At 61.1% G+C, this 19,632-nt stretch carries 13 protein-coding genes; 4 read left to right on the top strand and 9 right to left on the bottom strand.

Annotated features, from left to right (window positions below; all coding sequences use genetic code 11):
• Positions 1-144: 144 nt before the first annotated feature.
• Positions 145-1,272 (top strand): DUF6268 family outer membrane beta-barrel protein, encoded by a 1,128-nt coding sequence (locus tag EI290_RS00920; RefSeq protein ID WP_125425706.1) that lies wholly within the window; start codon positions 145-147, stop codon positions 1,270-1,272.
• A gap of 241 nt (positions 1,273-1,513) precedes the next feature.
• Here EI290_RS00920 and EI290_RS00915 read toward each other — a convergent pair whose 3' ends face one another.
• From EI290_RS00915 to EI290_RS22565, 8 genes are all read right to left on the bottom strand, one after another.
• Entirely contained in the window at positions 1,514-1,849 is a 336-nt protein-coding gene (locus EI290_RS00915) for an ASCH/PUA domain-containing protein (protein WP_125425704.1), read from the bottom strand.
• A gap of 324 nt (positions 1,850-2,173) precedes the next feature.
• A complete protein-coding gene (gene ppk1, locus EI290_RS00910; RefSeq protein ID WP_125425702.1) occupies positions 2,174-4,261 on the bottom strand; it encodes a polyphosphate kinase 1 in 2,088 nt (695 codons plus the stop codon).
• Between the two features lie 112 nt (positions 4,262-4,373).
• On the bottom strand, positions 4,374-4,865 hold the full coding sequence (locus EI290_RS00905; RefSeq protein WP_125425700.1) for a SixA phosphatase family protein: 492 nt from the start codon (positions 4,863-4,865) through the stop codon (positions 4,374-4,376).
• Between the two features lie 162 nt (positions 4,866-5,027).
• Positions 5,028-6,734 (bottom strand): GEVED domain-containing protein, encoded by a 1,707-nt coding sequence (locus EI290_RS22275; RefSeq protein ID WP_185816783.1) that lies wholly within the window; start codon positions 6,732-6,734, stop codon positions 5,028-5,030.
• A gap of 244 nt (positions 6,735-6,978) precedes the next feature.
• Positions 6,979-8,262 (bottom strand): M43 family zinc metalloprotease, encoded by a 1,284-nt coding sequence (locus EI290_RS00895; protein WP_185816782.1) that lies wholly within the window; start codon positions 8,260-8,262, stop codon positions 6,979-6,981.
• Positions 8,263-8,470: 208 nt separating this feature from the next.
• Complete coding sequence (hflX, locus tag EI290_RS00890; RefSeq protein WP_125425698.1) at positions 8,471-9,790, bottom strand: GTPase HflX; 1,320 nt, start codon at positions 9,788-9,790, stop codon at positions 8,471-8,473.
• A gap of 390 nt (positions 9,791-10,180) precedes the next feature.
• Positions 10,181-12,931 (bottom strand): M16 family metallopeptidase, encoded by a 2,751-nt coding sequence (locus EI290_RS00885; protein WP_125425695.1) that lies wholly within the window; start codon positions 12,929-12,931, stop codon positions 10,181-10,183.
• 126 nt (positions 12,932-13,057) lie between these two features.
• Positions 13,058-13,897, bottom strand: coding sequence for a c-type cytochrome (locus EI290_RS22565; RefSeq protein WP_125425693.1), 840 nt, complete (start codon positions 13,895-13,897; stop codon positions 13,058-13,060).
• A gap of 119 nt (positions 13,898-14,016) precedes the next feature.
• Between EI290_RS22565 and EI290_RS00875 the strand changes: the two genes are divergently transcribed.
• Complete coding sequence (locus EI290_RS00875) at positions 14,017-15,177, top strand: glycosyltransferase family 4 protein (protein WP_246008810.1); 1,161 nt, start codon at positions 14,017-14,019, stop codon at positions 15,175-15,177.
• Between the two features lie 51 nt (positions 15,178-15,228).
• Positions 15,229-15,771: a dTDP-4-dehydrorhamnose 3,5-epimerase gene (gene rfbC / locus EI290_RS00870; RefSeq protein ID WP_125425689.1), complete on the top strand. Its 543-nt coding sequence runs from the start codon at positions 15,229-15,231 to the stop codon at positions 15,769-15,771.
• A 91-nt stretch (positions 15,772-15,862) separates the two neighbouring features.
• Here the strand turns inward: rfbC and EI290_RS00865 are convergent, their stop codons facing one another.
• The gene (locus EI290_RS00865) at positions 15,863-17,164 is read right to left on the bottom strand and encodes a UDP-N-acetylmuramoyl-tripeptide--D-alanyl-D-alanine ligase (protein ID WP_125425687.1); all 1,302 of its coding nucleotides are present in this window, start codon (positions 17,162-17,164) and stop codon (positions 15,863-15,865) included.
• 64 nt (positions 17,165-17,228) lie between these two features.
• Between EI290_RS00865 and EI290_RS00860 the strand changes: the two genes are divergently transcribed.
• Complete coding sequence (locus EI290_RS00860) at positions 17,229-19,529, top strand: T9SS type A sorting domain-containing protein (RefSeq protein ID WP_125425685.1); 2,301 nt, start codon at positions 17,229-17,231, stop codon at positions 19,527-19,529.
• Positions 19,530-19,632: the final 103 nt, after the last annotated feature.

Here is a 19,632-nt window from a genome sequence, read left to right as displayed (position 1 = left end):
TGAGGTAGTGAGTTTTGCTGTTTCCTCATCCGCAGTCTGGGGTCCTTCGTAGGCGGACCCCAGACTGCGGATGACAGAACCTTACCTCACCATTTCACTACCTCACCAACTCGCCTTTTTTCCGCTCCCCTCTTACCTTTTCGTATGTCCTTTTTTTCGACGCTGATTGGGCGGGTAGCCCGCCCTGCTGTTGCCGCCCTATGCGTAGTGGCAGCCAGTACGGCGCAGGCCCAGGTAACGCCCGGCACCCCACCCGTGTATCCGCCGCCCGCCCCACCGGCCTCCGATACCACCGCCGCCGACCAGGTAGGCCGCGACCAGGAGTTTGCGACCCCCTCCGTGGTTGGTATGGGCCCCAGTAAAGGTCTTATTTTCCATTACGAGCGGATGCCCCGCTTCAATGTGGCCTCCGACGGGCAGGCGGTAGGCCTGCAGGACTATAATTCTCAGGCCGAAAAAAATGCCCGCCTGGTTATTAAGGGGTACATCCCGTTCTGGAACCGGCCCCACCTGAAAATGCTGCTCGGTATCAACTATGAGCGGGAGGAGTTCAAATTCCGCCAGAAACCCACTGGCTACGAGCTTTATGACAACATTGAGAACAAGGGACTGAAAACCCTGGGGGCTCAGCTGGCCATTATCCGGCCGGTGAATGCCGTTAACTGGTACATCTTCCGCCTCAAGGGTGAGCTAAGCGGCGACTATACTGCCCAGGGCGTAACCATAAGCGACTATCTGCGGGTATCCTCCGAGTTTCTGTACGGCTGGAAACGCAGCCCCACGTTTTCCTGGGGAGTGGGCCTGCAGCTGGGCTACACCTTCGGGCGCCAGAGTATTTATCCGGCGGTGCTTTACAACCGCACCTTCAATAACCGCTGGGGCGTGGAGGCCATCTTCCCGGCCCGCGTAACGGCCCGCTACAATGCTTCACCCAAATCGTTGTTTTTCGCCGGCTACTCCGTGGATGGCTTCAACTACATCATCAAGCTGCGGCAGCCTTTGCGCCGCGCCGATAATGTGGCCCTGCGTAGTCTGGAGCTGCGCGAAACCGAGGTGAAGTTCCGGGGCCGCTGGGAGCGGGAAATCTACGACTTCCTCTGGTTCGGGCTGGAAGGGGGCTACCGCTACAACTACGCTTTCGATGCCTTTGACCGCACCAACAACGACCGAACCAAAATTATCGACTCGAAGCTGGCCGGCGCACCCTATGCCTCGGTGGAGCTGTTTATCGTACCCCCGCGCAAGTTCCTGAAGAAAACAGTCAGCAAGTAAGTACCCTTACTGCTCGCGCACCATACAACCGGCCCGACGGCGCATAGCCGTCGGGCCGGTTGTATTACAGCCGGTTGTATTACAGCCGGTTGTGTTGCAGCCGGTTGTGTTGCAGGAGCAGCCTCGCCACTGAGGGCAAACAGCTGGCAGGCGCGGGCTGGTTGCGCCGGTCCGGTGGTAACCATCAAAAAAAAGCCCCGGCCGGACAAGGCAGGGGCCATAAGGAAGAAAACAACGGAGGCTACCACAAACGGGTGTCGCTCACGCCGGCCGGCAGGGGCGGATGCTCCGAAAAGCCCAGCACGCACCAACCCGCTTCCACGCCGAAGGTACCCCCCGGCAGCAGGTAGCTGATCCAGCGCTCCACGGTGCGGCCGGTAAACTGCTCACTCTCGGGCTCATACTCGCACAGCAGCAGGGCGTCGCCCACCTGGAAGTTTCGGTCGTTGAGACGTACGTCAAACGGTTTGGTGCCGGCTTGCACGGCGGCGAAGCACCCGGGCCAGACCTTCAGCTCGTGGTAGTTGGCAAGCGTGTGGGAAGCGGGAGCAAACGAGCCGACAGAACTATGTATCATGATGATGAAAGCAAAGGTTGAAGTAAGAACGGCCGTAAAAATCATGCCGTATTACCTCAAATTGGTAAGAAGAAGCTATATAACAGCAAATACAGGCAAAATAGTTGCCTGCTGCTGCAGATAGGGTAGTAGTGTGGCAGCCCTAGCGCCAGCTTGGCCGGCTCCGCAGCGGCTACCTATACCATGCCTGACGCAGAAGAAGCTGGCCGCTGCCAGGTTAGGCCTACCGGGCCATGGCGGAAGCTGTGCCGTGGGCAGCGCAATAAAAAAGTGCTGAGCTTCCACGGAAGCCCAGCACTTTCTGGCGGTACGGGTGTATGGCCGCTACGGGCGCTTTTTCCTGCCCAGGGTTTTCAGATAAGAGTACGTATCGAACTGGGAGCGGACGCGGCCTTGCTCAGCAGCCTGCTCCTGGCCCAGGAAGTTGTTCTGCCAGTCGCGGGCTTTTACGTTGTCCTGGCGCTGCAAATCCAGCAGATGGCGCACTTCGGCTTTCAGATCGGGCTGCAGAATAGGGAAAGCCACCTCCACGCGGCGGTCCAGGTTGCGGGCCATCCAGTCGGAGGAGGCTACGTACACCTTCTCCTCGCCCCCATTGCCGAACACGTACACCCGGGCATGTTCCAGAAACCTATCCACCATGCCCCGCTGGCTGATGTTGCTGCTCTGGCCGGGCAGGTCCGGAATCAGGCAGGAAATACCCCGGATAAGCAGCTCTACCCGCACCCCGGCCTCGCTGGCCTCATATAGCTTCAGGATCATGCGCTCATCCTGCAGGGCGTTCAGCTTCAGGATAATATAGGCATCCTCGCCGCGTTGGGCCCGCGCTATTTCGGCATCTATCAGCGCAACCAGCTGCTCGCGCAGTTCAAAAGGGGCCACCAGCAGGTGCCGGAACATACCGGCTTTGTCCTGCCGGTCGTGGAAGTAGCGAAACACCTCGGCCACCTCCCGCGTGATGTCGGGGTTGCTGGTAAACAGGCCGTGGTCGGCGTAAATACCGCTGGTCTGCTCGTTGAAGTTGCCCGTGCTCAGGTAAGCATACAGCTGGTTGTGGCCCTCCTCGGCTCGTGTAATGAGCAACAGCTTGCTGTGTACTTTCAGGTCAGGAATACCGAAGATGACGTTGGCCCCAGCCTTTTGCAGCTTTTCGGCCCAGAACATGTTGCTTTCCTCATCGAAGCGGGCCTTCAACTCAACCACCACCGTCACCTGCTTGCCGTTTTTCACGGCTTTCAGCAGGGCTTTGGCCACCTCACTTTTACCCGCCACCCGGTACAGCGTCATGCTGATGCCGCTCACCTGCGGGTCCTTGGCGGCTTCGGTCAGCAGCCGCGTCACATAGTCGAAGGATTGGTAGGGCGGATGCAGCAGATGGTCGCGCTGGGCAATGGCAGGCAGCATGGCCCCGGTGCGGGGCAAGGTGGGGTGAGGCAGCGGGGGCATGGGCGTGTACTGCAGCCGCGCCAATCCGAAATCGGGGAAGCCAAAAAAGTCGCGGAAGTTGTGGTAGCGGCTGCCCTCCACCAGCTCCTCCTTGCCGATGCCGGTTTTCTGCATTACGGCCCGCAGTACCTCCTTGGGCATGGCGGGGTCGTAGAGCAGACGGGCCGGGAAGCCGGTTTCCCGCTTCTGCAGGCTACTTTTAATTTTGGCCAGCAGGTTGCCTGATACCTCTTCCTGAATGTCCAGCTCGGCGTCGCGGGAGAGCTTTACGGCGTGCACCTGCACCTTCTGGTACTTGGCAAACACCTCCTGGGCGCAGCACCGAATCACGTCGTCGAGGAACATCACGTAATGCTCCCCCGCCACGTCGGGCAGGCGCACAAAGCGGCCACCGTGGCGCTTGGTAGGCAGCTCCATCACAACTACTCGTTCCCCGTCGTGCTTTTTGCGGTTTTCGGGCTGAGTCAGGAAGAACGTGAGATACACACTCTGGTCGCGCAGAAACAGGTGGTGCAGGTTCTCATCCAGAATAATGGGCGAGAGAAGGTCCTGCACGTTCTGCCGGAAATACTGCTGCACCCATTGGTGCTGCTCCTCGCTCAGGTCATGCTCCGAAATCAGGTGAATATGCTCCTGCCGCAAGCCCGGCAGGATCTGGTTGCGGAACGTGTCGCCGAATTCCTGCTGCTGCCGGCCTACCTCCTGCAGCAGGTCGTGGAGTTGCTCGGCGGGGTCTTCGCCCAGCTTGGCGCGGGTTTTCTTCTTGAGCTTGACCAGGCGGCGCAGCGTGGCTACCCGTACCTTGAAATATTCATCCAGGTTGCTGCTGAAAATAGCCAGAAACTTAATGCGCTCCAGCAGGGGCACCTCGGGGTTCTGGGCTTCCTGTAGTACGCGGCGGTTAAACGTCAGCCAGCTTAACTCACGGTTCAGCAGCCGGGGCTGCACCTGCTTGGTGTCGGACATGGATGAGGAGGTGCTGGTTGTTAGTTATTGGTTTTTAGTTGCTGGTTGTCAGGAAATAAGTGCGTGATGATAACGAACAACCAGCAACTAAAATCCAATAACTAACAAGTACTTATTGATTTTTTGGTTTGTCGAAGAAGTAATACTCCGCGTTGGCGCGGTCCACTTGTTTCCAGCTGTCGGTGCTGAATTTCAGGCATACAATGGCGGCCGTAGGCATGTCCGGAATTTCGCTGGGGGAAAGCAGGTTGGCAAACTCGGTGAGAGTATTGTTATGGCCCACCAGCAGCACCGAATCGGCCGCGTCGGGCAACGCGCGCACCACCGCCAGCAGATCGGGCACGGTAGCCTCATAGATGGCTTCCACCACTTCAATCTTATCGGAAGGGTATTCCAGCTCCTGGGCTACCAGAGCCGCCGTACTCATGGCCCGTACGGCCGGGGAGGCCACCAGCAAATCCAGTGTAATAGCCCGCTTGGCCAACGCCTGGCCCATGAGGGGGGCATCGTCGCGGCCCCGGTCGTTGAGGGGGCGTTGCTTGTCACTCAGGCCATCAAAACTCCAGCTGGACTTGGCATGGCGCATCAGGTATAGTGTCTTCATACGGGTTGGGAGCAGAACGGTAGGCAGGCCTCTTTACTACGACCCGGCAAAAAGGTTATGCTCTGCCGGTGGTTGGCGCCGTGGGCCAGCCCAAAAAAAAAGACCTGCCCCCAGGGAGCAGGTCTTTTATCGGAGCAGCGGGCCGAAACCAGCCGGTGTTCTTTACTCTTTTACGAAGCGCTGGTGCGTTACCTGCTGGCCATCGGCAATGCGCAGGGTGTATACGCCCTTGGCCAGGCTGCCCACGTTCAGCAGGTTGCCATCAAAGCGAACCTGCTTCATTTCGGCGCCACGTACATCGTACACAGTTACCGAAACGGCTTTGTTGTCGATGGAAGCGGGTACCTCAATGTTCAGCACGTCGGTAGCGGGGTTGGGGTAGAGGCGGTAGCCGGCAGCCTCCGCCGTAGCGCCGCCCTGACGGGCCGTGCCACCCGAAATGGTGATGCTGTAGTCTTCCGTTTCGCCGTAGCTGTAGCTGCCGCAGCTGGTTGTGGCCGAGGCGTCGCTCATCACCACCCGCAGACGGGTTTTGCCGTTTTTAGCCGTGGTGGGCACCGTGAAGGTGCTGGTAAGAGTGCTGGCCGAGGCGCTGCTGCGGCTGGCCACCAGCTCGCCGGCATCCGTGAATACGCCGTTCTGGTTGTAGTCGATGTACACTTTCCAGTACTCGGTGTAGGCCGTGGAAGCGTAGCCAGCCGAGTAGCTGATGGTTTGGGCCGAGCCGGCCGTTACCGTGGTGCCCAGGGCAGTACCATCGTAGTAGCCGGCGTTGGCGGCCGAGGTCCGGTTGATGGAGCCCAGCTGTACCAGGTCAATCCACTCGTACGATACGCTAGTGCCTTTGCTGGCGCAGTAGGTAGGCGTGGTGGGCGTGCCGCCACCGCCGGGGGCCGTGCCGCCGTTTGAGGTAGTAAGGCCCACGCGGGCACCACCGGCTGCGAAAAGGGCATTCATGCGGGCCGACTGGCCGTTGGAGAACATGTACATGCAGGCATCATCGGTGTAGTCCATGTAGTTCATGAACATGTCGCCGTTGGGGCCGTTGGAGCAGGTTACTTTCGGGAAGCTGGGGCAGCCGCCATTGCTGGTTTGCTGGGTGGGCGTGTCGCTCACCAGGTCGTTGCCGCAGCTGGCATCCCCCCAGATGTGGCGCAGGTTCAGCCAGTGGCCTACCTCGTGTGTAGCCGTGCGGCCCAGGTTGAAGGGAGCAGCCGCCGAGCCGCCCCGGCCGAAGCCCGAGCTCAGAATCACCACGCCGTCGGTGGCAGCGGCGCCGCCGGGGAACTGGGCGTAGCCCAGCACACCGCCCGACAGGTTGCACACCCACAGGTTGAGGTATTTAGCCGAGTTCCAGGCGTCGAGGCCGCCGGTGCTCACCTTTTTCATGGCGTCGTCGGTGCCCCAGCTGGTGCGGGTCGTCGACTTCCGCTCGATGCCCGTGGTAGCAGCCCCCGTAGGCGTTTGCTTGGCCAGTACGAACTGTACGCCCACGTTGGCTACCAGGCCCGCAAAGGCTGAAGGCGTTTTGGTATAATCGGCGTTCTGCTTGTTGAAATCCTCGTTCAGTACATCAATCTGCGACTGAATCTGGGCATCCGATACGTTCTGGGCGGCCGTGTTGTAGAGCACGTGCACTACCACCGGAATAGTTACTACGGCAGAGGTGCGCTGGGCCACCGGGTTATCAATGAAGCTGCGGGTCTGACCTTCAATGGCCGCGAGGCGCTGGGCCATGGCAGGGTCGGCGGCCAGCTGCTGCGCCAGGTTTTCCATGGTGGAGCACTGGCGTACTTTCTGGGCTTCGGCCGTTAGTGAGGCCCCCAGACCCAGGCAAGCCAGAGCAAAGGAGTAGAGCGTTTTTTTCATGCGCTTCGTGTGAAAGGTTGTGGTGAGAGGGTGAAGAGGAACGAAATGAAACAGGTGTGCTGGTTGTGAGAAAAGGGAACGTAGAGCCGAAACTATTGAAAATATTTGAACAAATGCCAATTTTATTAAACGATATGACAAAATACTGCGCTAATGCAGCGCAAATCTGCATACCACAGCAAAACGGCAAACAACAAGCCCAGCCTCTCGTTTGCTAGGCTGGGCTTGTTGTCGGGCGAGAGGCTTACTGCTTCTGGAAGCGTTGGTGCTGCACATTTACCCCATCGGTGAGTACTACCTGGTAGTAGCCGGCGGGCAGGTTGGTTACATCCAGGGTGCCGTTGGCCGAAGTACGGGCCTGCTTCATTTCGAAGCCCCGCAGATCGTACACTTTGGCCGTCCAGTTGCTGGCTGGCGTATCCATGGCCGTGCGGATCGTGAGCTGGTCGGTAGCGGGGTTGGGATAGAGCTTCATCGACTCCATGGTAACGGTGCCAGCCAACAGCGGAGCCGTGGCACCATTGGAGGTCAGCAGCGAAGCGCGGGCGCCACCAGCGGCGAAGAGGGCATTCATGCGGGCCGACTGGCCGTTGGAGAACATGTACATGCAGGCATCATCGGTGTAGTCCATGTAGTTCATGAACATGTCGCCGTTGGGGCCGTTGGAGCAGGTTACTTTCGGGAAGCTGGGGCAGCCGTAGTTGCTGGTTTGCTGGGTGGGCGTGTCGCTCACCAGGTCGTTGCCGCAGCTGGCATCCCCCCAGATGTGGCGCAGGTTCAGCCAGTGACCCACCTCGTGTGTAGCCGTACGACCCTTGTCGTAGGGGGCCGAAGAGCCGCCGGGCAGGGAAGAGTACAGAATCACCACGCCGTCGGTGCTGGCGGCGCCGCCGGGGAACTGGGCGTAGCCCAGCAGGCCCTGGCCCAGGTTACACACCCAAATGTTGAGATACTTGCTGGTATCCCAGGCATCGTCGCCGCCGCGCTTGGAGTTTTTCACGGCATCGTTGCTGCTCCAGGAGCTTACCTTGGTAGACTTATGAATGATGCCCGTAGTAGCGGCGCCGGTAGGGGTGCGCTTGGCCAGTACAAACTGGATGTTGGTGTTGGCTGCCAGTCCGGCGAAGGCCGCAGGTACCTTATTAATATCAGAATTCAGCTTGGCAAAATCCTGGTTCAGAACGTTAATCTGGGCCTGTACCTGGGCGTCTGAGGCATTCTGGGCGGCCGTGTTGTAGAGCACGTGTACCACCACCGGAATGTTTACCACAGCGGCAGTGCGCTGGGCTGCTCCGGTGGCCACAAAGCGGCCGGTTTGCGCCTCAATGCCAGCCATGCGGGTAGCCAGAGTAGGGTCGGCGGCTAATTGGGCATTCAGCACATCCATAGAAGCGCAGCCACGGCCTTTCGCCTGCTCGGGCTGCTGGCCCAGCGTGGGCAGCGCCGCCCGCAGGCTCGTTTGTGCGGAAACAGATACGGATGCAAAGCAGGCTAAGCCCAACGACAGAGAGTAGAAGGTTTTCTTCATGTGTACTCGGGGTAGGTTGTGGAAAATGGGGAAAATGAGCAGGGAATATACGCTTTATTGAAAAATTATCAATCAAACGCCGTGCTCAGTACGAAGTATTCAATGAAATGTTAACTGCGCTGATGAAATGTTCATAAAAAAAGCCCGGCTGGCCGCCGGGCTTTCTGGTACTCAGTGCAATAGATACCTGAATTTTTTCAGGCCGTGCTCAGCCGTTGGTCGATGAATACCGGTCGGCGGGGTAGAGAGCCGATACGTGGCGTACCAACAAGGCCCGCAACTCGTCGATATTTTCCCGGTTTTTGGCGGAGATGAAGATAACCGGGTCGTGCAGCTTGGCCATATAAGTGGCTTTCAGCTGTTCCAATGAGGGGCGGGGAGTGGGCGCATCTTCGTCGTCCTGGTTCATACCCTCAAAACCACCATGATGCTCGGTTTCAGCTTCGGGGTTGTACTGGTCAATCTTATTGAATACCAGCAGCATGGGCTTGTCGGCGGCCTGAATGTCTTTCAGCGTGTCATTTACCACCGCAATGTGCTCCTCAAACGAAGGGTGAGAAATGTCCACTACGTGCACCAGCAAATCGGCCTCCCGGATTTCATCGAGGGTACTTTTAAAGCTCTCAATCAGGCGGGTGGGCAATTTGCGGATAAACCCGACCGTATCGGACAACAGAAAGGGTACCGTATCCAACACCACCTTGCGCACGGTGGAGTCCACGGTAGCAAACAGCTTATTTTCGGCAAACACATCGGCCCGGCTCAGCAGGTTCATGATAGTGCTTTTGCCCACGTTGGTGTAGCCCACCAGCGCCACCCGGGCCATGCCGGTGCGCGACTTGCGCTGGGTGTGGCTTTGCTTATCGAGGTCCTTGAGGCGCTCTTTCAGGAAGCTGATCCGGTCCCGCACTACGCGGCGGTCCGTCTCAATTTCCGTTTCACCAGGCCCCCGCTGAGCCACCCCGCCGCCGCGCTGCTTGTCCAGGTGAGTCCAGAGGCCGGTGAGGCGGGGCAGCAGGTACTGGTACTGAGCCAGCTCCACCTGCGTCTGGGCCGTAGCCGACTTGGCCCGCTGGGCGAAAATATCGATGATCAGCAGGCTGCGGTCCACAATTTTCACCCGCAGCTCGGCCTCCAGGTTGCGGAGCTGGGAGGGGGAGAGGTCATCATCGAAAATAACCATGCTGGCCCCGCTGTGCTGGACGTAGGCCTTGATTTCCTCCAGCTTGCCCTCCCCCACAAACGTGCGGATATCGGGCTTGTCGAGGCGCTGCACAAAGCGTTGCGTGACGGTAGCGCCGGCCGTTTCGGCCAGAAAGGCCAGCTCATCCAGATATTCCTGGGTGCGGGCATCGGCCTGGCGCTTTTCGGGTACGGCTACCAGCACGGCGGTTTCGGCTTCCGAGGTAGTTTCGTAGGTAGCCTCTTTATTGCCTTTGGCCAGAATGCGAGCCACGCGGGGCTTCAGACCATCGGTTTGGCCGGGGTGACGGGCACTGTTCTGGCGGGGTTTGGATTCTTTGGCCATGGTACGCAAGGATCGGGGGAGAAAACGAGAGCCCGCCAAGCGGCAGGCTCCTACAGGGTTCTACGGCAAAGGTAGGCGTTAGGTGTTTGTCATTGCGAGGATGAAGGACGAAGCAATGTGTCCTTGTCAGGGGACAGACATTCGAGAAATGACAAGCCCTTTAATGAACGATTGTAGAGACGCGACACTTCGCGTCTCGGCATTGAACGGTGTCGTTCCGGCGTTGTCGTTCTGGCAGCAGACGCGAAGTGTCGCGTCTCTGCAGGTAAAAAGCCCCTACCGTGGGCACGATAGGGGCTTTGGAATAGGTCTGAGCTTCTACCCCTGAAAAAGGACGGATTGACGCCGCTTGATGCGCGGAATGTCCTTCGTCCTCACAATGACAGCAGGCTACTTGGCCTTGGCCGAGCGGGCGAAGTCGCCGGCCTTCACCTGTACCAGCCGGTCGTAGGAGAAGTACTTGCGGATGGCGGCGTTGACTTGCTCGGGGGTAAGGGCCGCCAGCTGCTTTTCCAGCTCGGCGTTGTACTGAAAAGTGCGGCCCTCGGGTTTGGCCAGATATTGCGCCCAGGTGCTGGCCAGGTACCGGTCCTGGGCACGCTGTACCTGGTAGTTCTGCAGCGCCGCCGATTTGGCCGCTTTCAGCTCCTCGGCCGTTACGCCCTCCTTGATAAAGCGCTCCAGCTCCTCCTTATAGGCCTGCTCCAGCCGGCTTGAGTTGTCGGGGTTGTAAATGGCGTAGCTGTAGTAGCCGCCCATGGGGTCGTTGTCGTCGGCGTACACCTGGGAGCCCACGCCGTAGCTTACGCCCTCCTTCTGACGGATGCGGGTGGCCAGGCGGGAGTTCAGGAATCCGTCGCCAAGCACGTAGTTGGCCAGGAACACGGGGGCGTAGTCGGGGTTGTCGTCGCGCAGGGGCATTTTGAGCATGGTTACGTACAGGGCGTTGGCCTTGTCGTTGGTCTGAATGCTTTCCTGCTGGGCTTTGGTCTCAAAAGCCATTAGCGGTACGCGGGTGTAGGGCGTAGCGGCTTTCCAGGAGGCCAGCTGCTTGCTCACGCGCTGCTGCACGGCTTTTTCATCGAAAGTGCCTACCACAGCCAGCGTGGCATTCTGGGCGCCGTAGAAGGTTTTGTAGAACTGGCGTACATCCTCCACGGTCAGTTTCTTCAGTTCGGCAATTTCCTCGTCGAAGCTCAGCATCTGGAAGATATGGCCGGCGGGGTAAGGGTTGGCCAGCCGCTCGGCCCGGTTGAAAGCCAGGGCCTGGGGCTCCTGCTGCTGGGCTTCCAGCTGGGCCAGGCGCTCCTGCTTCAGCTTCTCAAACTCCTGGGCCGGAAACGTCGGGTTGCGCAGGCAGTCGAAGGCCACATCCAGCACGGCCGGCAGGTGCTCCTTATCCGTCTGGATGGCGGCCGTGGTAATCTGCCCGCCGCCGTAGAAATATACCTGGGCCTTGGCCTTATCAAAGGCGTCCCGGATCTGGGCGTAGCTGCGGGTTTTGGTGCCCCGCTCCAGCATAGAGGCCGTGAGGCCAGCCAGCACGGTTTTGTTCTGGAGGGTTGCTGAGGAGCCGTAGCGCACTTTCAGCTCGGCATTTACGGCGTTGGCGCGGTTCTGCTTGCTGAGGTAGGCGTATTTCAGCCCGTTCTTCTCCTGGCCCCGCTTGGTACGGGTATCAATGTTGGCCGGCGCTACATCAAAGGCCTCGCCGGCAGCCACGGCCGCTTCGCCCTTGTAGTCTTTCACCAGCGCCAGCACATCGGGCGTGGCCGGAATAAGGCTTCGCTCGGGCTTGTTATCGGGCTGAAACAGGCCCACGGTGCGGTTGCTGGGCTTAAAGTAGGCGGTGGCTACGCGCTGCACATCGGCGGGGCTTACCCGGCGCAGGGCGTCGCGGTACAGGTACACCAGCCGCCAGTCGCCGGAAGCAATGTACTCGCTCAGGCTCAGGCCCAGGTTTTCGCTGTTCTGAAACATCAGCTCCACGTTCTTGAGCAGCTTGGTGCGGGCCCGGTCTACTTCCTCGGCCGTGGGCGGGCGCTTCACCACCTCATCAAAAGTTGTCAGCATAACCGTGCGGGCCGAGTCGAGGGAGCGGTTCTGGCGCACATCGGCGTAGAAGTAGGCAAAGCCGGCATCGTGCAGGCCCGGCGTGAAACCCCAGGCGGCGGCGGCCTTTTTCGACTCGACCAGTGCTTTGTACAGGCGGCCCGAAGGCTCATTGGTCAGTACTTCCACCAGCACATCAGTGGCGGGGTAATCGGGGTGGGCGGCGGCGGGCACGTGGTAGGCCACAGCCAGACCCTGGGTGTCGCCGGGGCGGCGCAGCGTTACGCTCCGCTCCCCATCCTGGGTGGGCTCCACGGTGTAGGTAGGCTGGAGCTGGCGCGCGGGCTTCGGAATGCCGCCGAAATACTGCTTAATGAGGCCCAGCGTCTGGGTAGGGTCAATTTTGCCGGCCACCAGCAGCACGGCGTTATCGGGCTGGTAGTATTTCTGGTAGAAGGCCTTGAGGTTGTCGATGGGTACCCGCTCAATATCTTCCCGGGAGCCGATGGTGCTTTTGCCGTAGTTGTGCCAGAGGTAGGCCGTGCTCAGCACCCGGTCCATGAGCACGCGCACGGGCGAGTTTTCCCCGCTCTCGAACTCGTTGCGCACCACGCTGAACTCCGTATCCAGGTCCTTCTTGGCAATGAAGGAGTTCACCATACGGTCGGCTTCCAGGTCCAGGGCCCACTTCAGGTTCTCGTCGGTGGCCGCAAAGGTTTCGAAGTAGTTGGTGCGGTCGTACCAGGTGGTGCCATTAGGGGAGGCGCCATGCTCGGTCAGCTCCTGGGGTACATTGGGGTGCTTGGTGGAGCCTTTGAACACCATGTGCTCCAGCAGGTGGGCCATACCACTTTCGCCGTAGCCCTCATGCCGGGAGCCCACCAGATACGTGATGTTGACGGTGGCCGTGGGCTTCGACTGGTCCGGGAACAGGAGCACCCGCAGCCCGTTGGCCAGCCGGTATTCCGTAATGCCTTCAACCGAAGTGGCTTGCGTAACGCCGGCCGGCAGAGCTGTTGTCGGTTGGGCCTGCATGGGGCTGGCCAATAGCCCCGCCGCTAGCGGAGCCAGGAGGAAAGGTAATTTCATATGCTGAGTGGGAATAAAACTAAAAAATCAAACAACGGGGAAGATACACAACCAAGTATCAGGGTTGCAGGATATTCTAATATAGCAGGGCTCTTTTCTTTGGTAAAGGAGCAGCCAGAAGGGGCACTAGCGCAACGTCAGCGAATAGGCCACAACCTGCGCAATCTGCTCATCGGTGAGCTTGCCCTGAAAGGCAGGCATCTTCTTGCTGATGCTGCCGTGGGTAACCTGGTAGATGCGGCCCGTCTCGTTGAGGTTACTCTTGGTCAGGTCGCGGGCCCCGTTAAGGCCCAGTTTGCCATTGGTGCCGTGGCAAACTGCGCAGTTCTGCGCAAACAGCACCTTGCCGGCTACTAGGTCCGGAGTTTCGACCGGTTCTGCCGTAGCACCCGGCCCGGCCGCCACCAGCGTGGCCGAATCCTGGGCCGAAAGATGGACTGAAGCGGCGGCGGTATCAACGGGCGCAGCGGCTTCGGGCGTGGCGGTGGTTTCGGCTTGGCCGGCGGGAGCAGGGGAGGGCGTGGTAGCCGTAGCCAAGGCAGCGGCATCAGGAGCTTCGCCGAGCAGGGCTTGCCGCAGCGTGTTAGGTTGGCGCGGCCAGGGTATGCTCAGGGCGCGGGCGCCTGCTAGTCCGTAGAGCGTCAGTGCCCCCAATAGGTACCAGCTGGCCCTGCCTGCCCGTTCCTGCCGTAGCGCCCGAACAAAGAACAACAGCAGAAGGCATAGCAGCAGCGCCGGAAACAGGTTCCAGCCATTAAACGGCTCGGGGAAAGCAACCCAGGCCAACACACCCGAAAGCACCAACATCCCTAGCAAAAGACTGTCGGCCCAGCGGGTACGGGCACGTAGGTGGCGTAGCGGTTCGCGCCGCTCCATGAGCAGCAGCAGCAGCTTGTAGCCGAAGAACAGAAACACAACCAGCGCCACAACGGCGTGCAGGCGCAATAGCAGAACGGGAGTAGTCAAGGCAGAAGAAACAAAAGCACGGAACGCAACTGCGAAGATAGAACCACCGCCGGCATGCAGCCGAAAACCCGGCGGCCACGTACAGGGCCGCCGGGTACCCCGTATCTTTGCCTCAGTTCATGTATCTACTCATTCACCGGTTCACTGTTTTGCGCGTTGCCCTAGTTATCAATACCAGCTGGAACATCTGGAACTTTCGTCGGAGCCTGGTGAAGGCCCTGCAGGCCGCCGGCCACGAGGTGCTGGCCATTGCTCCGCCCGATGCCTACTCCGAGCGGCTGGAAACCGAGCTGGGCTGCCGCTACGTGCCCATCCTGATGGAAAATAAGGGTACCAACCCGGTGAAGGATGCCGCCCTCACCCGCCGCTTCTACCAGCTTTACCGCCGCGAAAAACCCGATGTGGTGCTGCACTACACCATCAAGCCCAACATCTACGGCACCATTGCCGCCCGGCTGGCTGGCATTCCCAGCATCAACAACGTATCCGGGCTGGGCACGGTGTTCATCGTGAAAAACCTGGTGAGCAAGGTGGCCCTGGGGCTGTACCGCTTCGCCTTCCGGTTTCCGCGGCGGGTGTTTTTCCAGAACGCCGACGACCGGCAGCTGTTCCTGGAAAATGGCTTGGTTGACCCCCGCATTACTGACCTGCTGCCCGGCTCCGGCGTTGATACGCACCGGTTCCGCCCGGCCGCTACTTTCCAGCGCCAGGAGCCCTTCGTGTTTCTGATGATTGCGCGGGTGCTCTACGAAAAGGGCGTGGAGGAGTACTTTGAGGCGGCCCGCCTGGTGCGCGAGGCCGTGCCCGGCACCCGCGTGCAGCTGCTGGGTGGGGTAGATGAAAGCGGAGGCGTGGGCGTGAAGCGTGCCGTGTTCGAGCAGTGGCTGCAAGCCGGCCACATCGAGTACCTGGGCACCTCCGACGACGTGGCCGCCCAGATCCGGCAGGCCGACTGCGTGGTGCTGCCCTCCTACCGGGAAGGCACCCCCAAAACTCTGCTCGAAGCCGCCGCCATGGGCAAGCCCATTGTAACCACCGACGTGCCCGGCTGCCGCGAAACCGTGGTGGACGGCCAGAACGGCCTGCTCTGCGAAGTGCGCAACGCCCCCGATCTGGCGGCCAAAATGCTGCAAGTGCTGCGCCTGCCGGCCCCCGAGCTGGAGCAGATGGGCCGCGCCGGCCGCCGGCTGGCCGAAACCAGGTTCGATGAGCGGCTGGTGCTGGACAAGTATCTGCACATTGTGCAGGAAGTAACCGCCCCGCTTTCCGGCCGCCGCTAAATCTGCCTACCTTGCGGCGCGGTTGCCGCTCAGCCTCCCATTTGCTGCTACATGGAGTTTACCTATTTTGATATTCCGGGCGTGGTAGAAATCCAGCCCCGGGTGTTTGGGGATGCCCGCGGGGCCTTTTTCGAGTCGTTCAGCGCCCAGAAGATGGAAGAGGCCGGTATTGTGGGCGACTGGGTGCAGGACAACCAGTCGCGCTCCGACCGGGGCGTGGTGCGGGGGCTGCACTTCCAGAAACCGCCCTACGCCCAGGCCAAACTGGTGCGGGTAGCCGCCGGCCGGGCTCTGGATGTCATTGTGGATATTCGCCGCGACTCGCCCACCTACGGCCGGCATCTGGCGGTGGTGCTGGATGCGGAGCGCTACAACATGCTGTACGTGCCGGTAGGCTTCGCCCACGGCTTCACGGCCCTGGAAGATGGCACCCTCTTCCTCTATAAGTGCACCAATTACTACGCCCCGCAGTCGGAAGGCGGCCTGCTCTGGAACGACCCGGTGCTGAACATCCAGTGGGGTGTGGAAAACCCCACCATTTCCGCCAAAGACCAGATCCTGCCCACGCTGGCCGAGCTGGATAGCCCTTTTTAACGAGTAGCTGAGTAGGGGGGTAACTGAGTAAGCCGTTCTGGTAGCATCTATCCGAACGGCTTACTCAGTTACCCCCCTACTCAGCTACTCGCTACACCAGCTCCAGCAACGTTTCCAGGCCCATGCCCCGGGAGCCTTTGATGAGCACCTGACGGCCGCGCAGCGGGTTAGTCCGGAGCCAGGCAGCCGCCTCGGGCTTGGTGGGAAAGTACAGGAATGAAGAGCTGGCCGCGGCTGCGTGCTGCATATCGGCCCCCACCAGCACCACTGTGCCCAGCGGCAGGCTGGCGGCCAGCTGACCCAGGCTGCGGTGTTCGGCGGGGCTGTCCGGACCCAGCTCAAACATGTCGCCCAGGATTACCACCTTATGCTCGGGGCTGCCGGGGCGGGTGGCAAAGCTGTGAAGGGCCACCGCCATGCTGCTGGGGTTGGCATTGTAGGCATCCAGCAGCACCTCGTTGTGGGCGGTGCGCACCAGCTGGGAGCGGTTGTTGGTGGGCGCGTAGCCGGCCAGGGCCTCGCCAATAGCCTCGGCGGGTACTTCAAAATAGGCCCCCACCGCGGCGGCAGCGGCCAGGTTGGGGAAGTTGTAGCCGCCGGTAATCTGGGCTTCCACGGTAGCGCCGTTGAACAGGCGCAGCACCACCTGCGGGGTAGTGCTAACCAGCTCGGCCGGATAGGTATCGGTGGGGCCGGGGTAGGTGGCCTGGTAAGCCAGACCGGCGGCCATGCCGGGCAGGCGGGCGTCCAGGGTGTTCACGAAGGCCGTGCCGTCCACGCGGCGCAGGAAGTCAAACAGCTCGCCCTTGCCTTTCACGATGCCTTCCACGCCGCCAAACCCCTCCAGGTGGGCCTTGCCGATGTTGGTGATGAGGCCGTGCGTGGGCTCGGCCAAGCGGCACAGCAGCGCAATTTCGCCCTGGTGGTTGGCACCCATTTCTATAATAGCCAGCTCATGCTCGCCGGGCCGGATGCTGAGCAGGGTAAGCGGCACGCCAATGTGGTTGTTGAGGTTGCCGCGGGTGTACTGCACCCGGTAGCGGCGGCTCAGCACCGCGTGCACCAGCTCCTTGGTGGTGGTTTTACCGTTGGAGCCCGTAATGGCCAGTACCGGCAGAATCAGCTGGCGGCGGTGGTGGTGGGCCAGCTCCTGCAGGGCCAGCAGCGGGTCGGGGGCGTAGGTGTAGCGGGCGGGGTCGGTGGCGGCCAGGGCTTCGTCGTCCACCACGGCGTAGCGGGCTCCCTGGGCCAGGGCCTGGGGGGCAAAGTCGCGGCCCCGGAAGCTGGGGCCGTTCAGGGCAAAAAACAGGGTGCCGTCCTGGGGCTGGCGCGAGTCGGTGCTGACGGCCGAGCATTCCCGGAACCGGGCATAAAGCGCCGCAATATCTGCCATAGGGTTTTGTGTGTAACTTGGAAGCGAGAGGAACTGAAAGAGTGCAATTAACGTCGCCTGAGTGATGCGTCAACTACTACTACGAGCAATACTGACTGCGTTGGCAGGTGGCGGCTTGTGCGCGGCCCACGCGCAAAATGGCGCGCCCTTCGGCTTTGAGTTTAAGGCCGTGGCAAAAGTAGTGCAAGGTACCGATACCCTGCGCAACGCCTGGGCCGGGGGCCTCAACGCGCCCCAGTTTTCCAACCTCGACCTGAACGCCGACCAGCAGCCCGACCTGGTGGTGTTCGATAGGGCCACCAACCGGGTGCTGCCGTTCCTGAGCGTGGCAACGCCCACGGGCCGGGCCTGGCAGTTTGCCCCCGACTACGCCGCCCTGTTCCCGCAGGACCTCACCGGTTGGGTACTGCTGCGCGACTACACCTGCGACGGCCGCCCCGACCTGTTCACGGCCGATGCTTCGGGCAGCAACATCCGCGTGTTCCGGCAGGTACCCGATGCCCAGGGCCGGCCCGGGTTTCAGCTCGTCACGGCTCAGCTCACTTACTTCGACCCCGGCCCGTTTGGGGGCAACATCAACATTGCCACCGGGGGCTACAACATGCCGGCCGTGGAGGACGTGGACGGCGACGGCCGCCTGGACGTGCTGACCTATGATTTTTCAACCAGCTCGCCCTCCATCTACTACTACCGCAATACTACAGCCACCGGCTGCGGCGGGCTGGAATTTCGGGAGGCCTCCAGCTACTGGGGAGGCCTTACCGCCTGCCTGGTGGGCTGCAATCAGTTTGCCTTCGCCCCCGCTTTGTGCCCGCCCTTCCGTACCCTCAAGCCCAATCACACCGGCGGCTACAACGTGGGCCTGTTTGATCTGGACGGAGACGGGGACAAGGACCTGCTCACGGGCCGCGACAATTGCCCGGAGCTGACGAGCATCCGCAACAACGGCACGGCCCAGACGGCCAGCTTCAGCACGGCCAGTGTTAATAGCGTGGCCCCGTTTACCTCCTCAACGCTGGTGCCCAACTTCCCGGCCGCGTTTCCCGTGGATGTCACGTTTGATGGGCGCCCCGACGTGGTACTGGCCCCGGCCCTGTACGACAACACCGATACCGTGGACCTGCGGCAGTCGGTGGTGGTGTACCGCAACACCGGCACCGGCGCGGCCCCCAACCTGGTGCGCGAGCAGTCTGATTTCCTGCAGCGCGACATGGTGGAAGTGAGCGAGCTGGCGGCTCCCACCTTCGGGGATGTGGACGGCGACGGGCTGGTGGATATGCTGGTGGGCGGCGTGAGCCGCAACAACGCGGCCCGCCTCTACCGCGCCGGCCTGAGCTACTACCGCAACGTGGGCACCCGCACCGCGCCGGTGTTTAAGCTCGTTACCGCCGATTACCTGGGCCTGATGAGCCGGAAGCTGGCCTTTATCAAGCCGGTGCTGGTGGATTTGAATCGGGACGGAGCGCTGGACTTAGTGTATTCGGCCTATGTGAAGGGTACCAGCGACAACCCCATTGCCTTCGTGCTGAATACGGCAGCGGCCGGCCAGCCGGTAGCCTTCAACCTGGGTGCGGTCCGCTACTTCGCCAACGTGCCCCAGCGGGTGTTCGATATGCCCTGCTTCGCGGATATTGATGGCGACGGGCGCGTGGACATGCTGCTGGGCTCCAACTCCAACTCCATCGACTACCCGGGCCAGGCCCTGCGCTACTACCGCAACACCGGCGCCGCCGATTTGAGCCAGACCTTCGTGGTGCAGGACAACGACTTTGGCCGCATCCGGACCAGCAGCGGCAGCCGCCCCAGCTCCCTGAGCCCCGTGGTGGCTGATTTCGACGGGGACGGCCGCCCCGACCTGCTTACGGCCGATGCCGCCGGCGACATCCGGTTTTTTTCGGATATCCGTAGCCAAACGGGCTCCTTTCTGGCCCGCACCGATATTTTCTACAACGCCCTCACCGCCCAGTTCCAGACCGGCCAGTGGGGCTGGGCCAACAAGTTCCGCTACGCCCCCGCCGCCGCCGATGTGAATGGTGACGGGGCGCCGGAGCTGTTTCTGGGGCTGGAAGGCGGGGGCATCAGCAGCTTCCAGACCCGCAACCGGGTGGTAACGGCCAGTCACTCGGCCCGGGCGGCGCTGCCTCTGCACTTGTATCCCAATCCCGCCACCTTCACGGCCACGCTGGAAGCCGCCCAGCCCGTGCGCGTTACGCTGCTCGATTTGGCCGGCCGGGTGGTGCGTCCCGCCACGGCAGCGGCCCGCACCCATCAGCTCTCAGTAGCGGGCCTGCCCGCCGGCATTTACCTGGTCCGCTGCCAGGCCCTCACCGGCGAAATCAGCGTGCGGCGGCTGGAAGTGAAATAATTGAGTGTTGAGTACCAGGAGGACAAAAAGCCCGTCATGCTTCATCTGGCGTCCGCGCAGCCGGAGGCGGAGTCGAAGCATCTCTACCTCTGGCTAATTAATG

It is taken from the genome of Hymenobacter metallilatus (assembly GCF_003944705.1).
GTDB classification, from domain to species: domain Bacteria; phylum Bacteroidota; class Bacteroidia; order Cytophagales; family Hymenobacteraceae; genus Hymenobacter; species Hymenobacter metallilatus.
Note: the sequence above shows the minus strand (reverse complement) of the source record. Positions and strands in the feature narration are given on the sequence as shown.

Excerpts from the sequence above, each read along its gene's own strand:
- EI290_RS00920 (WP_125425706.1), top strand. The coding sequence starts at position 145 with ATGTCCTTTTTTTCGACGCTGATTGGGCGGGTAGCCCGCCCTGCTGTT.
- EI290_RS00915 (WP_125425704.1), bottom strand. The coding sequence starts at position 1,849 with ATGATACATAGTTCTGTCGGCTCGTTTGCTCCCGCTTCCCACACGCTT.
- ppk1 (WP_125425702.1), bottom strand. The coding sequence starts at position 4,261 with ATGTCCGACACCAAGCAGGTGCAGCCCCGGCTGCTGAACCGTGAGTTA.
- EI290_RS00905 (WP_125425700.1), bottom strand. The coding sequence starts at position 4,865 with ATGAAGACACTATACCTGATGCGCCATGCCAAGTCCAGCTGGAGTTTT.
- EI290_RS22275 (WP_185816783.1), bottom strand. The coding sequence starts at position 6,734 with ATGAAAAAAACGCTCTACTCCTTTGCTCTGGCTTGCCTGGGTCTGGGG.
- EI290_RS00895 (WP_185816782.1), bottom strand. The coding sequence starts at position 8,262 with ATGAAGAAAACCTTCTACTCTCTGTCGTTGGGCTTAGCCTGCTTTGCA.
- hflX (WP_125425698.1), bottom strand. The coding sequence starts at position 9,790 with ATGGCCAAAGAATCCAAACCCCGCCAGAACAGTGCCCGTCACCCCGGC.
- EI290_RS00885 (WP_125425695.1), bottom strand. The coding sequence starts at position 12,931 with ATGAAATTACCTTTCCTCCTGGCTCCGCTAGCGGCGGGGCTATTGGCC.
- EI290_RS00875 (WP_246008810.1), top strand. The coding sequence starts at position 14,017 with ATGTATCTACTCATTCACCGGTTCACTGTTTTGCGCGTTGCCCTAGTT.
- rfbC (WP_125425689.1), top strand. The coding sequence starts at position 15,229 with ATGGAGTTTACCTATTTTGATATTCCGGGCGTGGTAGAAATCCAGCCC.
- EI290_RS00865 (WP_125425687.1), bottom strand. The coding sequence starts at position 17,164 with ATGGCAGATATTGCGGCGCTTTATGCCCGGTTCCGGGAATGCTCGGCC.
- EI290_RS00860 (WP_125425685.1), top strand. The coding sequence starts at position 17,229 with ATGCGTCAACTACTACTACGAGCAATACTGACTGCGTTGGCAGGTGGC.